General features: G+C 56.1%; 15 protein-coding genes. 7 read left to right on the top strand and 8 right to left on the bottom strand.

All coding sequences use genetic code 11. The annotated features are described in order from the left end of the window. Position 1: 1 nt before the first annotated feature. The 6 genes from BM316_RS10470 to BM316_RS10445 form a co-directional block, all read right to left on the bottom strand. Entirely contained in the window at positions 2 to 823 is an 822-nt protein-coding gene (locus BM316_RS10470; RefSeq protein WP_090208047.1) for a DUF1217 domain-containing protein, read from the bottom strand. Further along, on the bottom strand, positions 820 to 1,227 hold the full coding sequence (gene flbT / locus BM316_RS10465) for a flagellar biosynthesis repressor FlbT (RefSeq protein ID WP_090209361.1): 408 nt from the start codon (positions 1,225 to 1,227) through the stop codon (positions 820 to 822). Before flbT ends, BM316_RS10470 begins: the two co-directional genes overlap by 4 nt. 2 nt (positions 1,228 to 1,229) lie before the next feature. Continuing rightward, positions 1,230 to 1,601 (bottom strand): flagellar biosynthesis regulator FlaF, encoded by a 372-nt coding sequence (gene flaF / locus BM316_RS10460; protein WP_090208044.1) that lies wholly within the window; start codon positions 1,599 to 1,601, stop codon positions 1,230 to 1,232. 89 nt (positions 1,602 to 1,690) lie between these two features. Then, positions 1,691 to 3,241, bottom strand: coding sequence for a flagellin N-terminal helical domain-containing protein (locus BM316_RS10455; RefSeq protein ID WP_090208041.1), 1,551 nt, complete (start codon positions 3,239 to 3,241; stop codon positions 1,691 to 1,693). Between the two features lie 194 nt (positions 3,242 to 3,435). Further along, entirely contained in the window at positions 3,436 to 3,774 is a 339-nt protein-coding gene (locus BM316_RS10450) for a flagellar protein FlgN (RefSeq protein WP_207493679.1), read from the bottom strand. Further along, positions 3,758 to 4,063 carry a rod-binding protein gene (locus BM316_RS10445; protein ID WP_090208035.1) on the bottom strand — a complete coding sequence of 102 codons (306 nt, stop codon included), beginning with the start codon at positions 4,061 to 4,063 and terminating at the stop codon, positions 3,758 to 3,760. Before BM316_RS10445 ends, BM316_RS10450 begins: the two co-directional genes overlap by 17 nt. 107 nt (positions 4,064 to 4,170) lie before the next feature. On the opposite strand from BM316_RS10445, the gene BM316_RS10440 reads away from it, so the two are divergent. Next, a complete protein-coding gene (locus BM316_RS10440; RefSeq protein ID WP_090208029.1) occupies positions 4,171 to 5,511 on the top strand; it encodes a flagellar hook-length control protein FliK in 1,341 nt (446 codons plus the stop codon). 11 nt (positions 5,512 to 5,522) lie between these two features. Next, positions 5,523 to 6,188: a flagellar hook capping FlgD N-terminal domain-containing protein gene (locus tag BM316_RS10435; RefSeq protein WP_090208027.1), complete on the top strand. Its 666-nt coding sequence runs from the start codon at positions 5,523 to 5,525 to the stop codon at positions 6,186 to 6,188. Here the strand turns inward: BM316_RS10435 and ubiB are convergent. Together ubiB and ubiE are read right to left on the bottom strand one after the other, a co-directional pair. Further along, complete coding sequence (ubiB, locus tag BM316_RS10430; RefSeq protein WP_090208024.1) at positions 6,185 to 7,714, bottom strand: 2-polyprenylphenol 6-hydroxylase; 1,530 nt, start codon at positions 7,712 to 7,714, stop codon at positions 6,185 to 6,187. The two genes, BM316_RS10435 and ubiB, sit on opposite strands and share 4 nt — an antisense overlap. 2 nt (positions 7,715 to 7,716) lie before the next feature. Then, entirely contained in the window at positions 7,717 to 8,469 is a 753-nt protein-coding gene (ubiE, locus tag BM316_RS10425; protein ID WP_090208021.1) for a bifunctional demethylmenaquinone methyltransferase/2-methoxy-6-polyprenyl-1,4-benzoquinol methylase UbiE, read from the bottom strand. 255 nt (positions 8,470 to 8,724) lie between these two features. Here ubiE and mutM point away from each other — a divergent pair, with 255 nt between their 5' ends. The 5 genes from mutM to dnaA all read left to right on the top strand — a co-directional run bounded on the left by mutM (position 8,725) and on the right by dnaA (position 13,913). Next, entirely contained in the window at positions 8,725 to 9,576 is an 852-nt protein-coding gene (gene mutM / locus BM316_RS10420) for a bifunctional DNA-formamidopyrimidine glycosylase/DNA-(apurinic or apyrimidinic site) lyase (RefSeq protein WP_090209358.1), read from the top strand. Between the two features lie 63 nt (positions 9,577 to 9,639). Then, positions 9,640 to 10,416, top strand: a complete 777-nt coding sequence (locus tag BM316_RS10415) for an enoyl-CoA hydratase (RefSeq protein ID WP_090208018.1) — start codon at positions 9,640 to 9,642, stop codon at positions 10,414 to 10,416. A gap of 209 nt (positions 10,417 to 10,625) precedes the next feature. Then, positions 10,626 to 11,564: a type IV pili methyl-accepting chemotaxis transducer N-terminal domain-containing protein gene (locus tag BM316_RS10410; protein ID WP_165606581.1), complete on the top strand. Its 939-nt coding sequence runs from the start codon at positions 10,626 to 10,628 to the stop codon at positions 11,562 to 11,564. A 168-nt stretch (positions 11,565 to 11,732) separates the two neighbouring features. Then, positions 11,733 to 11,996, top strand: a complete 264-nt coding sequence (gene rpsT, locus BM316_RS10405) for a 30S ribosomal protein S20 (RefSeq protein ID WP_090208012.1) — start codon at positions 11,733 to 11,735, stop codon at positions 11,994 to 11,996. A gap of 579 nt (positions 11,997 to 12,575) precedes the next feature. Next, positions 12,576 to 13,913 (top strand): chromosomal replication initiator protein DnaA, encoded by a 1,338-nt coding sequence (gene dnaA / locus BM316_RS10400; RefSeq protein ID WP_090208010.1) that lies wholly within the window; start codon positions 12,576 to 12,578, stop codon positions 13,911 to 13,913. Positions 13,914 to 14,020 lie beyond the last annotated feature (107 nt).

Below are 14,020 nucleotides of genomic sequence, written 5' to 3'. Positions count from 1 at the left end.
TTTAGCCCAATGTCCGGTTGCCAGGATTGATCGGGCCAGACTGCAAAAGTGTAAGTGCATTTCGGCCAGATGTTGCACCCAACACATCTGCCGCTTCAGTACGGACAAGAAACAGACGTCTGATTTGGTCCAGACCAGCGGGGGTGAGCAATTCGTCAATATCATCCGTGCCGAAGGCTGAGCGCGCCTTTTCCTGAAAGACCTCGCGTTGGCGATCCAAATCTATCCCGACGATTGCCTTTGGCAGTCCCAGAGCAACTTCAAATACCTCGCGTAGTGGCGGATTGCCCATGATCGCAAACCACCGACCTCCTTCGGTTTTGTTTTGTGCAGCAACTTGTGTCAGCGCCTCCCCGGCGTTGAGTGCAAGGCGCATGTTGTTGTCCTGCTCGCCTACCGCCCTTGCAAACTGCTGACGTTCGAAACGTGAGACGACGTCTTCGGCAAAGGCTGGGTTTTGCAGGCGTGATACACCCGAGCCGAAAAAATCAAATGCCTCACTAAACGCCGCATAGCGTTTGTCCGCCAAGCGGTTGGCAAGGGATTCGGGATCGGATGTCCCTTCCTCGAGAATTGTGCGGATAAAGAACCGGTTGTTCAGGTCATCTTGCAGACCGAATGCGCCCAAAGCCACCGTTAACAATTCTCTGTCATTTACCAATTGCTGAGCGTTTTGGATCGTAGGGATGCGCTCTTTGAAAGTATCGGTAAGGCGGGACACAGAAGCGCTATTTGCAAAGGCGTTCTGTTGTGGGCCCAATGTACGCTCAAGGACTTTCCAACCGCTATATCCTGTGAGAGGCAACAGCGGTTGAAAAGTCATTGTTTTGCTCCGCCGCCAAGCAATCTTGCCTCGCGTTGCAAAAGGTTTCGCAAAGCCTTGAGACCGCGATAGAAGTCGTTTGTGCAAAAGGCGCTGGTCGCTGCGTCAAGGTGGGCGCGGCTGTCTTCGTCCCTCAAAACCTGGCTGAGCTGTTCGATGCCGCTCAGGATTTGTGGTTTTGCCTCGACCTCGCTCGCATCGCCGGAAAGAACGAGTTGCGCGATATAACAGACCCGTGACACTGGTGTCTTTGCTTGATCAGGTCGGATCGCGTCACGCAGCCGCAAGATGTTTGCATTTGGTGTCAGTATCGAGATCCGTCCGCGTCGGTCGCCGTTTTCGATCACGGCACCATTGACCAGAACACGTTCTTTAGGTCCGAGTTTCAGTACAAGTCCAGACACGATCAAGCGGTCCTGCTGTTGAGGCCGCGCATGACGGCTGTATTGACGTCAATCAGCGCGTCAACGTCGGCCTCGCCGCGCATGATCATCTGGCTGTGTCTTTCTGTGAATTCCGCAAGGTAAAAAATCTGAGCGCGCAGTTCAGGTGCGAGCGCGTTTGCAGCGTCCGCTACCTCGGCGGCGATTGTTGCCCACATCCGCCTGTTTTCATAAAGGGCCGAAACGAGCTTTGGGTATTCGCCCCGTTTTGTCGATTGCACAGCCCTGAGCTGCTGCGTGATCCGACCAAAGAGCTGTGCTTCGGTTGCACGGTCGGTACGAATAGTAGCCTGGGTTTGACTATAGGCCTGTTGTGCTAAGGTGATCGCACTCATTTAAAATACCCCTTCGGGAAACATCGAAACTGGCGCTTTATGCAGTGGTTTGTGGTGACGGCGTCACAATCGTGACGCCGCCTATGCGCTTACCGGAACAGCGACAGGATTGTCTGCGGCGCCTGGTTCGCGATTGAAAGTGACTGAACGCCTAGCTGCTGTTGCACCTGCAAAGCCTGCAGGCGCGCTGAGGTTTCTTCCATATCGGCATCGACCAGCGCACCAATGCCGGACTTGAGTGAATCCGTGAGCTTGGAGATGAAATCAGACTGCGTTTCGATACGGCCTTGGCTCGAGCCAAATGCTGCGGCCGCATCGATGGAGCGGTCGATCATTGTCTCGATGTTGGCAAGTGCCGCCTCGACCCCTTCATTGGTGGTGACGTCCAGTTTGTCCAAACCGACCAGGCCGCCTGTGGCTTCACCGCCCGCCGCACCTTCTGCCGTCAGCGCCAGATCGGCACCGTCGTTGTCGATCTGCAACACCCACTCATTTGTGGTACTGTCTTGGACGACCCGTGTAGAGATGTTTTCAATCCCTGCACCATCAATGACGGATTTCAGGCCTCTGGCCACATCCTCTGACGTTTCGTTCTTTCCGGCGATATAGTCATAGGCAACGCCGCCAATATTGACACGATAACCGTCACCTTCTGCGATGTTGGCGGAGGCGTTGAAGGTGATCGTCGACGCCCTTGCGTCAATGGTTTGGCCAGTGAACCCTGCACCGGCGGTTCCCGCACCTGCGCCGTTAACGTTGGCCGTGACCGCCGTGTCAGTGGTTGTGAAATTGACTTCGACATCGTCGAATGCAGATGTCGAAGTGATGGTGATTGTCCCGGTCGCCTCGCTCGCCGTGATGTCTTCGATACCAGCGGCATTCAATGCGGCTGTGATACCGGCGGCTACAGTCGTTGCGCTATTGCCTGTCGCATCGGACGTGTAGGTCACCGTCGTACCGGCAACCTGCAAATTGTAGGTATTGCTACTTGCTGCAGTAGGAGAGGCCAGTGCAATTGTCAGCGTGTTACCAACGTTGGAGAATTCACTGCCGCCGGCACCGGCTGCATTATTCGCACCGTCAGCGGCGGTCACATTGGGGGAAAGGTCGGCACCGGTTCCGTAAACGCCAGCGTCGGCGGTAAGGTCCTGTCGCGCAACCGTGATGTTACTGGCCGCGACTTCACCACTTCCGTTGCGGTCAAGCGATGACAGAATGTTCACATCAGCGGTGCCCTGAAGCAGATTGAGCCCGTTGAACTGCGCTGCACCGACGACCGACGCGATCTGGTCACTTAGCGCATTGATATCATCCTGCAACTTTGTGCGATCGACGTTCTCACCCTGCGCTGCAACGATTTTTTCTTTCATGTCGGTCAGCAGATCGGTCACGGTTTCCGACGCATTACGCGCAACGGCGACGGACGATTCACCAAGTGACAGGCTCTCGGAAATGGCTTTGAAGCCTTTGACGTCAGATTCCATTACCTTGGAAATGGCCCAAACTGCGCTGTTGTCCTTTGCTGAGCCGACTTCTTTGCCGGTCGAGATCATCGCCTGGGTTTTGGAAAGGTCGTTGTTAATTGATTTGAGTGTCTGCAGCGCCACCATCGCGCTGTTATTGGTCAGAATGCTGGACATTATTTTGGTCCCCTTTGGAAGCGCTTTGCGCCCTACGTTTCAGATATCCGCGATTTGCGGGTGAAGCGTCGTTCTGACGTAAATGCCGGTGTGTATATTCACCGACCGGCCGTTCTGGTTGTCGGAGGATAGACCATCGCAAGATCAACAACCGATTAATTGCTGGCAGCGCGATCTGGCAAATTTGACCTAAATCACGCCTTCTTCTCGACCGTTCCGGTTTTCTGGCCGCGCGTTGCCAACCGACCGTTGCCGTCATAGGTCGTCAGCCCCTCATGGACAGAACGCAGAACCTTTAACCGCTGCCTTGCTGCCTGCACGCCGGAAATGGCGGCGGCCAGAAGTGTCTGATTTCGTTGCAGGGCATCTGAAAGTTTCATGGCTTCAGCGCGGCCCATTCGCGACCCCGGCAGTTTCAGCATCAATGTTTCTTTCTGTCTGGCAATATCTGCGAGTTGATCGATCTGGCCGGACCGCAGCAGGAGCCTTTCTTCGTCAAGAAGTCCGTGAAGCTTCTCAATCAGCGACATCATTTACCCCTTGAATCTTAAGCGCCTCAAAGATTGCTTCCGCCAAACCAATCCCACCAGCCTTAGCCAACTCCTTTGCCTGTGCGTCCGCAAGAAAGGACGCGAATTGTTCTTCCCCGATCCCGCCGCCAAATGACGTGGTACCTTCGCCAAAGCCTGTGGATTTCAACATCTCGGCCAGAAACGAAGCTTCTAGCGCGACGGCCGCTTCGCGTAGTTTCGTGTCCTTGTGAACAAAGGTCGGCAGGTCGACGGCGGGCCGTGGAGGCGGCAGTGTAGGGATCAGCGTCATGGGAAACTCCACCTGTTTTGCAGCACAAATGACGCCTTTTCCTAAACATTTCGTAAGTTTTGCACCCCAGAAACAGACAAAGATGATTCTTGTGTATTGGAACCGCTATGCTCACTTCTTTGCCTCTCGAACTGTCGCAGAGACCGACCAGCAATCAGGGACAGGCAGCGACGAACACCGCAGAAGGGTTTCATGCGGGGTTCCACCTTGAACTTGGAAATGAGGTCGAAACACTCGCCCTTCCGGTGGATGCAATTCCAACTGTAGAGGTAGAAGAGGGCGCCTTTCAGAAAACAGAAGCGCCGAGTGAAGTCATCGACGAGCCTGAACTGGAAGTCCCAGCGCTTTCTGTAGCGCGTGAAAAGGCGTCGGATACGGCTTTGGAAAAAGGATTGTCGCGTGCTGTATCTGTCCTCGAAAACCTGCAGACAAATAACGCCACAGTCGACCTACCGCGCAAGGTTCCCGACCAAGCATTGCGGGTTTTGCCTGACGCGCCGCAACTAGCAATCAACGTGCCTTCTGGGCGGCCTGCTGCACCCGAAGGCGGGACAGAGATCACACAGGGAAGTCAACGGGCGGCGCCTGAAAGCCCCGGGCATTCCAAGGAAATGGGCAACGCTGCCCGGGGGCCTTTTCCGCTTGATGAAGACGGCATCGCGCACTCCCGGGCAAATGAAACCGCAATCGCGCGGACGGCGGATCGCGCTCAGCGCGATGCGCCGCCATTAGCCTGGTCACGCGTGGATGAGAAAACCATTCCTGCACGCGACGCTTTGCATCGCGAAGGCTTGCCCCATGAAGACACAAGAGGTCGCCATCCCTCGCCAGAGCCTCTGACGCGTGAACGACCAACATTTGAAAAACCGCAGCCTCAGATGCAGCCAAGTGTAAATGTTTTACAGGGCGGACCGCCCGCTTTTCTACAAGACCTGAAAGACACTAAGGAAATGGCTTCGCGCACCCCTGAGGGTGTGGCCATCGGGACAACCCCTGAAAGTCAACGCGTGTCGGTCAACGGTGCATCAACTGGGGCTCTCCTTCACGGGGCCGCCAACCAAGCAGAAGGCGCGCGATTGGTTGCGGGACAGGTCGCGACCAGCATCATTCAGGCGCCCGGTGGTGCAACCGAAATTGCGTTGAACCCTGAGGAACTTGGTCGGGTCAAATTGTCACTCACCGCGACAGAAGGCGCGGTGACGTTATCGCTCTTGGCAGAGCGCCCGGAAACTGCAGATCTTTTGCGGCGCCACATTGACGTTCTCTCACAGGAATTTCGTGCGTTGGGTTATGCAGACATCACTTTCAGCTTCGGAGAGAATGGCACGGCAAGTGAACAGCCCGGCGACAATGGGGGTCGCGCGGCAGACGAGCCGCATGCCAGCGAAGAAATCATCAGGCACACACAGATGAGGCACAGCAATGGCAGCATTGATGTCAGACTATAAGAGGGCCGGATATGATTGTTGAACCATTGACCTCGGCCACGCCGATTGAGCCATTTTCGCAGACGCCCAATGCGACAGCTGCAACCCAACTGAGTTCTGATTTTGAGGTGTTTTTGCAGATGTTGACGGCCCAGATGCAGTATCAGGATCCGCTCAATCCGATTGACTCGACCGATTACGCAACGCAACTCGCAACGTTTTCAGGTGTCGAACAGGCAGTGCAAACGAATGATTTGCTCAAGTCACTGACAAACCAGCTTGGTGTTGGCGGGCTGACAGACCTCGCCCCTTGGGTTGGCAAAGAGGTGCGGGCGACTGTCCCCGTCAGGTTTGAGGGCGAGCCCGTCACGCTTTATCCGCGCACCGACGGGTTCGCCGATCAGTGGGAGGTAAGCGTCCGCGACGCCAAGGGTGAGGAGGTGCGCCGGCTCACTGTCGACCCCGACACGGACACTGCTGTCTGGGACGGATTGCGATATGGTGGCCTGATGGCAACAGATGGCACCTATACCTTTCAGGCCATCGGCCTCAGCAACGGACAGATCGTCTCTGAAGGTGAGGTTGAAACCTATGCACGCGTGACCGAGGCCCGTATTGATCAGGGCAACCAAATCCTTGTCATCGAAGGCGGGGCGCGCATCCCCTTGTCGGATGTGACAGCGCTGCGTGAAAGCTAAGCAAGCGCGGTCAACACCCAGGCCAGCCCCACAATCACGCCGCCAAGGGCCATCCATGACAGACGGGCAATGCGGCGCTGTGGTTTCGGCGGCGGTGGCGGGTTATTCTGCCTGATCAACGCATCTTCGGCGATCCGTGGCAACTGCGGGCCGAACCGCGCAAGGACCTGAGCCGTTTTGACCAGATCGCGCAACAGTGCTTTCGGTCCGATGCTTTCCTTGATGTAGTTTTCGACGACCGGCTTTGCGACCTGCCAGATGTTCATATGCGGATCAAGCGAGCGCGCGACACCTTCAACCACAACCATCGTCCGCTGCAGCAGGATAAGTTCAGTGCGCGTCTCCATCCCGAACCGCTCTGTCACCTCAAAAAGGTAGCTCAACAACCGGGCCATCGAAATCCGGCTCGCATCCATGCCAAAAATCGGCTCACCAACAGCGCGCAGCGCACGCGCAAACTCGTCCACATCGCGATCCGCCGGAACATAGCCCGCCTCGAAATGGACTTCGGCCACGCGTTGATAGTCCTTGCGGATGAACCCGAACAAAATCTCGGCATAGACGCGGCGGGTGTATTCGTCGATCCGCCCCATGATCCCGAAGTCATAGGCGATGATGTCGCCATTTGCGGAAACCTTGAGGTTCCCCTGATGCATATCGCCGTGAAAATAACCGTCGCGCAGCGCGTGGTTGAGGAAAAGCTCAAGCACACGCGCCGCAAGAACGCGCCTGTCGTGGCCGGCTGCATCAAGGGCATCATTCAACCCGATATTGGTGCCCTCGGCCCAGTCCAGCGTCATCACACGCCGACCAGACAGATGCCAGCGGATCTGCGGCACGGCAAAACCTGTGTCATCTGCCGTATTCGCCGCAAACTCTGCGGCGGCGGCGCTTTCCAAACGCAAGTCCAGCTCGCCCATGACCACGCCTTCAAAGTGCGTGATCACATCCATCGGACGCAAACGGCGCGAGGCAGGAGAGAGGAACTCGATCGCGCGTGCGGCAAAGTAAAAGGCGTCGATATCCTTGCGAAAGGCCTTCTCGATCCCCGGCCGCAGGATCTTGACCGCGACGTCTTCGCCGGACTCGGCCAGCGTCGCCCTGTGCACCTGCGCAAGCGATGCGGCCGCAACAGGCTCAGAAAAAGAGGTAAAAAGCTGGTCGAAGGATTGCCCCAACTCGCGCTGTAGGGTCGCTTTCGCATCGCGCATCGAAAACGGCGGCAGCTTGTCCTGAAGGACCCGCAACTGAACCGCCAGTTCGTCGCCGACCACATCCGGCCGCGTCGAAAGCACCTGACCAAACTTGATATACGCAGGCCCCAATGCCGTCAGTGCGCGCACCGCGGGCGGCGATGTCACATCGCCCTTGTATCCAAGCCACCGGAAGGGCCAAACCAGCGTCCGCACCGTGATGCGCAAGACTGGTCCGGCGTCGAAAGCATCAAGTACAACTTTCATTGCACCCGTTCTTTCAAGCGTCGCACCCGTCCGGATCAACCTGATAATGTTGTGAGGGCCACGCATGATCAGATTTTCCAACCGGAATGCAGCGCGGCAATCCCCATGCTCAGGTTGCGGTACTTGGCATTGCCAAACCCGGCGTCCTTGATCATGCCAAGGAAACTGTCCTGATCGGGAAACTTGCGGATCGACTCAACCAGATACTGATAGCTGTCGCGATCACCTGCGATCATCTGCCCCATCCGGGGGATGACGTTGAACGAATAGGCGTCATAAGCTGCCTGCATCATCGGATTTGGCAGTTGGCTGAACTCAAGCACCATCAGGCGGCCGCCCGGTTTGAGAACACGAAAGGCCTCCTTGAGGGCGTCTTGCGGTCTGGTCACGTTTCTGATGCCAAAGCTGATCGTATAAACATCAAACGTGTTCGCCTCAAATGGCAGCGCCATTGCATCGCCAACCACCCAATCAAGGCTCGCAGACATTTTCTCGGCCTCGGCGCGCTTGCGGCCTTCGACCAGCATTGATTCTGTCAGATCAAGGACGGTCGCATGCCCGTGTCCGGCACGTTTGAGAAAACGGAACGAGATATCACCGGTGCCTCCGGCAACGTCCAGCAACCTTTGACCTGCACGCGGGGCCAGCCAATCCATCATCGCGTCTTTCCAGATGCGGTGAATACCGACCGACATGACGTCGTTCATGATGTCGTATTTGCTCGCCACCGATGAGAACACGCCTTGCACGCGACCGGCCTTTTCGTCTTCGCGAACGGTTTCGAACCCGAAATGGGTGGTCGTATCTTTGGGATCGGTCATGGAAAGCGCCTACTAACTGTCTGCAAGACCTTATAGGCCGCTTGTGGCGAATGACAATCGGAGCAAAAGCACGCACCTTGCGAGGCCATGGGGCAAAACCCGTGCCATTTGCAGCGCGTCGCGTCACTCTCAGCCAGTGTTGAAGCCCATCGCACTGCGCCTTATCTCTGGCCATGCTTGTCACAGCAGTATCTGTCAGTTGTGGAACAACGCGAACCACTGGCTGACAGGCCAGTCATCAAAAGAAAGCGCCCTATGCCAGAGCTACCAGAGGTCGAGACAGTCAAAGAAGGCATCCGCCCGGCCATGTCTGGAAAGATCATCGCCAAGGCTGAAGTGAACCGCCCCGACCTGCGCTGGCCCTTTCCTGAGAATATGGCAGACCGGCTGACCGGCAGCCGCGTGACTGCCCTGCGCCGCCGGTCGAAATACATTCTGGTCGATCTTGATAGTGGTGAAACGTTACTGATCCACCTTGGTATGTCAGGCCGGATGCTCGTCTCCGGCCAAAAGATCGGCGCGTTCCACCACCCCCATCCCGCACCCGCCAAACATGACCATGTGGTGCTGCATATGGATGACGATAGCCGTGTCACCTTCAATGATGCCCGCAGATTTGGTGCCATGGATCTGATGCCGACCGCAGCACAGGAAGACCACTGGCTGATCAGGGATATTGGTCCTGAGCCCTTGGGAAACAGCTTTGACGAAGACTACCTTGCAGCAAAGCTGAAAGGCCGGAACACCCCGATCAAATCTGCCTTGCTTGACCAACGGATTGTTGCAGGGCTCGGCAATATCTATGTTTGCGAGGTGCTCTACCGCGCGGGTATTCACCCCGCACGCAAAGCCGGCAAGATCAGCAGCAAACGTGTTGCCAGTCTGGTACCCCTGATCCGGCAGGTTCTCACCGAAGCCATTGCGGCTGGCGGATCATCTTTGCGCGATTATCGGCAGTCTGACGGAGAACTTGGCTATTTCCAGCATGTTTTCCAAGTTTACGACCGCGAGGGCGCAGCCTGCCTAACCCCTGACTGTGACAGAAAAATCAGGCGAATCGTTCAATCCGGACGCTCAAGTTTCTTCTGTCCGCAATGCCAAAGATAGCTTGATCTGGCTGCGGGCTTTGCTAAGCGTTGTGGCCTGACCAGCGAAAAGAGGGACTTCCGCATGGCCTTTGACAAGATCATCGTCGAGATCAGCGACTATATCGCTACGATTACGCTCAATCGCCCTGATGCGATGAATGCGCTGAATAGCGATTTGCTTTCCGAGCTTTGCACAGCGCTGGAAGAAGCGGACGCAAGCGAAAAGGTGCGCTGCATCATCATCACCGGATCTGAAAAGGCTTTTGCAGCTGGCGCTGACATCACCGAGATGGCCGATAAGTCCTTCGTTGAAATGTACACGCAGCGATTCTTTGAAAACGAAACGGATCGTTTTCATCGTATTCGCAAACCGATTATCGCTGCCGTCGCAGGTTATGCGCTGGGTGGCGGGTGCGAGCTGGCCATGATGTGCGATTTCATCATTGCCGCGGATAACGCCAAGTTTGGCCAGCCCGAAATCAATCTTGGTGTCATTGCAGGCCTTGGCGGCACACAACGCCTCACCCGTTATGTCGGCAAATCAAAAGCGATGGATATGCATCTGACCGGTCGCTTTATGGATGCAGAAGAGGCAGAGCGCAGCGGGCTTGTCAGCCGTGTTGTGCCAGCGAAAAAGCTGATGTCAGAGGCACGGGCTGCAGCCGAAAAGATTACCGAGAAATCGCAGATTGCCGCGATGGCTGCAAAAGACGCTGTTGATCGCGCCTTTGAGACAACCCTTGCCGAGGGGCTCAACTATGAGCGCCGGATGTTCCAGGCGCTCTTCGCGACCGAGGACCAGGCCGAAGGCATGGCGGCCTTCACCGAAAAGCGCGAGGCGCAATTCCGCGACAAGTGATCAGAACCTGCCAGTTTTCGCAACTTGCGAACAGCGGGCGGTAATGCACGCCTTATAGCGCTAACAGATAAGAACACCTTATTTCCGCCGCATTTCGGTGCGCTGGATCAAGGTCCCTTCACTGTAACCATGAGATGTTGGACGCAACAAAGCTCAAGGGCGGCAGGGCCGCTTTTGGGTCCCTTTCACACCTGATTTGCGGTGATCCAATGCGTCTTGTTTCTGTGCTTAAAGCCTGTGCCGTCTCTGCATGTGCGCTTCTCCCGACTGCCAGTTTTTCGTCCAACGGCCCTGCCGCAACCACCCATGCGGCGACCGAGGTCAGTGCTGGATCCATCATTCAGGACACCGGCGTGGCAAACCGCCTTGTTGTCGGTGAACTGCTGAGAACGCTGACGCAAGAAATTCCCGCGGCGGCGTGCCATCTGCACAATCAGATCAATGTCGAAGATGCTACCGACAACATCGTCTATGGCGTCGCGCAGATTGATGAACTTCTCGATGCGTTGATCGCGGGTGATCTGTTCTGGGGCATCACTACCCCTGAGACCCGCCGCAAGACGCTTGCAGAGATTGCCGCGCTGCGCGAGGATTGGGTCCCGGTGCAAGTGGCCGCAACGCGCCTGCTGGATGATCCGACGGATCTTGTGGCCGCATCGCTTGTCTACGGCGCGGCCGATATGCTCGAAGACAGAACCTACAAGCTGCTGACAACACTCGACAGCCAATACTCTGGCGCGGCCGAAATACTGAGGCGCGATGTGATGTTCATTCAGTTGTCAGGCCGAATGGCCGCGATGAACCAGCACCTCGCGCTTGAGGCATGCCTGCTGGCCTCAAATGGTGCTGATCCCGAAGTGATTGAAGACTTTAATCGTACGATATCGAACTATCAGAATAGCCTTCACGCCCTGTCGCACGGGTATGACGCGATGGGCATCCTGCCACCCCAAACACCTGGTATCGCAGACAAGCTGTCCGAAATTGCCGGGGTCTGGACCCAGAACCGAAAATTCCTCGACCGTGTGGCCCTGTCCGAACCTTTGTCTGAGACGGATCGTCATGCGCTCTACTACGGTCTGATTGACGAACGCGTTGTGATCTTGGACCTGCTGTTTCTTTATCAGGATCACGCCAAGGTTCATTAAGGGCGATGCGTTTTGGGCTTGAACCAAGGCAGCGACTCCCATAAAGGCACCGTCAGACATGCGCGTGAGGCCCGCTCTGGCCAGATCATCCGGTAGGAAAACCCGGGGCGAGGGCTGATTGCGCGAATAGAATTCAATATGGCCCTTGGCCTTTAGGAGAATGATCAAATGGCAAACTCACCACAGGCGAAAAAACGCGCCCGTCAGAATGCATCCCGTTTTGCAGTCAACAAAATGCGCCGTTCGCGCATCCGCACCTATCTGCGCGCTGTCGAAGAGGCGATTGCCTCTGGCGATCAGGCAGCTGCAGCAGCAGCTTTGAAGGCCGCACAGCCTGAACTGATGCGCGGTGTCACAAAGGGTGTCATGCACAAGAACACGGCGTCCCGGAAGATGTCTCGCTTGTCCTCCCGTGTGAAGGCTCTGAGCTGATTCTGGACCCGCTTGCGGGTTTTCGAGAGCTTTTCAAGCGCGTCCCTGAGGGGCGCGCTTTTTTTGTCGAGGTGTGTCCACGCCGCGCAGAAATGACACGGTTTTAGGCGGTGCACAGATTCTTTTTCGTCAATCTTTGAGTCAAGTGTGATGTTGTGTTGAAGCAGCCGCAAACGCCTTGCTACCTTGGCTCTGCGATTCACATTGTCCGGGGGGACTTGAGGGAGATCAGCATCAGGCAAGCCGATGTCATCACGGACATGATGACATGCGCCTCCTGTTGTAGAACTCATGCTGTGGTGGCGAATGAGCGCAATTCTGCGCCTTGTTAGCCTCATTGTGTCTGCGCTTTTATCGGGGATCTGCCCCCCGATCAGGTGCTGCTTAGAGAACCCGCGCGCTGCCGAATGGTGTCTGGTCCGCACAACCGTGCGGATAGCACTGATCGTTTGGAGATTGGGTAAAGCTCGCCGCATGAAAGAGGCAATTCATGCGACACGTGGCTTTTTTCCCGGCCATTGGGACGCAGGCACTTTGCGGTGCCGGAAGTGACAGTGCGTTTTGGGGACAAAGACAAAAATGACGAACGACGTTTGGGCTGAGGTTTTAAGCACTCTCAAGGGGGCCCTCGGCAAAAGCAATTATTCAAATTGGATCGAACCACTCGAGTTTGCGCAGCTCGAAGACGGTGTGGCGACATTTCATGTGCCGACCAATTTTATCGGTAACTACGTGTCGCAAAACTTCGGCGACCAAATTCTTTACCAACTGAATAAATCGGGCCATGAGGCACGCCGCTTGTCCTTTCGGGTGCCCTCCAAGGCGCGCAAGACAGCCCAGGTAAAGCCTACTGTCAAAGTGACCAAATCAGACGATGACAAAGGTGCACAACTCGACAGCCGGTTTACTTTCGACACCTTTGTTGTGGGCAAGCCCAACGAACTGGCACATGCCGCAGCACGTCGCGTCGCAGAAGGCGGGCCTGTCTCATTCAACCCGCTTTTCCTCTATGGCGGCGTGGGGCTTGGTAAAACCCACCTCATGCACGCGATTGCACATGAGCTGAAATTGCGCTCACCAGAATTGAACGTGCTGTATCTCTCGGCTGAACAATTCATGTATCGCTTCATCACGGCCTTGCGGGAACGCAAGATGATGGATTTCAAACAGCTTTTCCGGTCTGTCGATGTGCTGATGGTTGATGATGTGCAGTTCATCGCAGGCAAAGACAGCACGCAGGAAGAATTTTTCCACACCTTTAACACCCTCGTGGACGGGCAAAAGCAGATCATCATTTCTGCCGACCGCGCCCCGGGTGAAATCAAGGACCTCGAAGAGCGGATCAAGTCGCGTCTGCAGTGTGGCCTGGTCGTGGATCTGCATCCGACGGATTACGAACTGCGTCTTGGCATTCTTCAGTCCAAAGTCGAAGTTTACGCCGCACAATACCCCGAACTCGTCATCGCCGATGGCGTGCTGGAGTTTCTCGCCCATCGCATCTCGACCAACGTCCGCGTTCTTGAGGGTGCCCTGACCCGTCTCTTTGCTTTTGCGTCACTTGTGGGCCGTGAAATCACGCTGGAACTGACGCAGGATTGCCTGTCTGACGTGCTGAAGGCTTCAGACCGCAAGGTGACTGTCGAAGAAATCCAGCGCAAAGTGTCGGAGCACTATAACATCCGCCTGTCTGACATGATCGGCCCCAAGCGTCTGCGCACCTATGCGCGGCCACGCCAGATCGCCATGTATCTTGCCAAGCAGATGACAAGCCGCTCATTGCCGGAAATCGGACGGCGTTTCGGCGGCCGCGATCACACCACGGTCATGCATGGGGTGAAGCGGATCGAAGAACTGATGGCCAAAGACAGCCAGATCTCTGACGATCTGGAGCTTCTGCGCCGCGCACTTCAGGAATAAGCCACGCTTCTTGGGGCGGCGCTTGACGCCGCCACAGGCATCGTCAACAGTCCAACAAAACGCTTGAGCCGCCCCCGGAAATGGATACATTTCGTGTCCCGGCAAAT

It is taken from the genome of Yoonia litorea (genome assembly GCF_900114675.1).
In the GTDB taxonomy this organism is placed as follows: Bacteria; Pseudomonadota; Alphaproteobacteria; order Rhodobacterales; family Rhodobacteraceae; genus Yoonia; species Yoonia litorea.
This window is presented reverse-complemented; position numbering and strand designations above follow the sequence as displayed.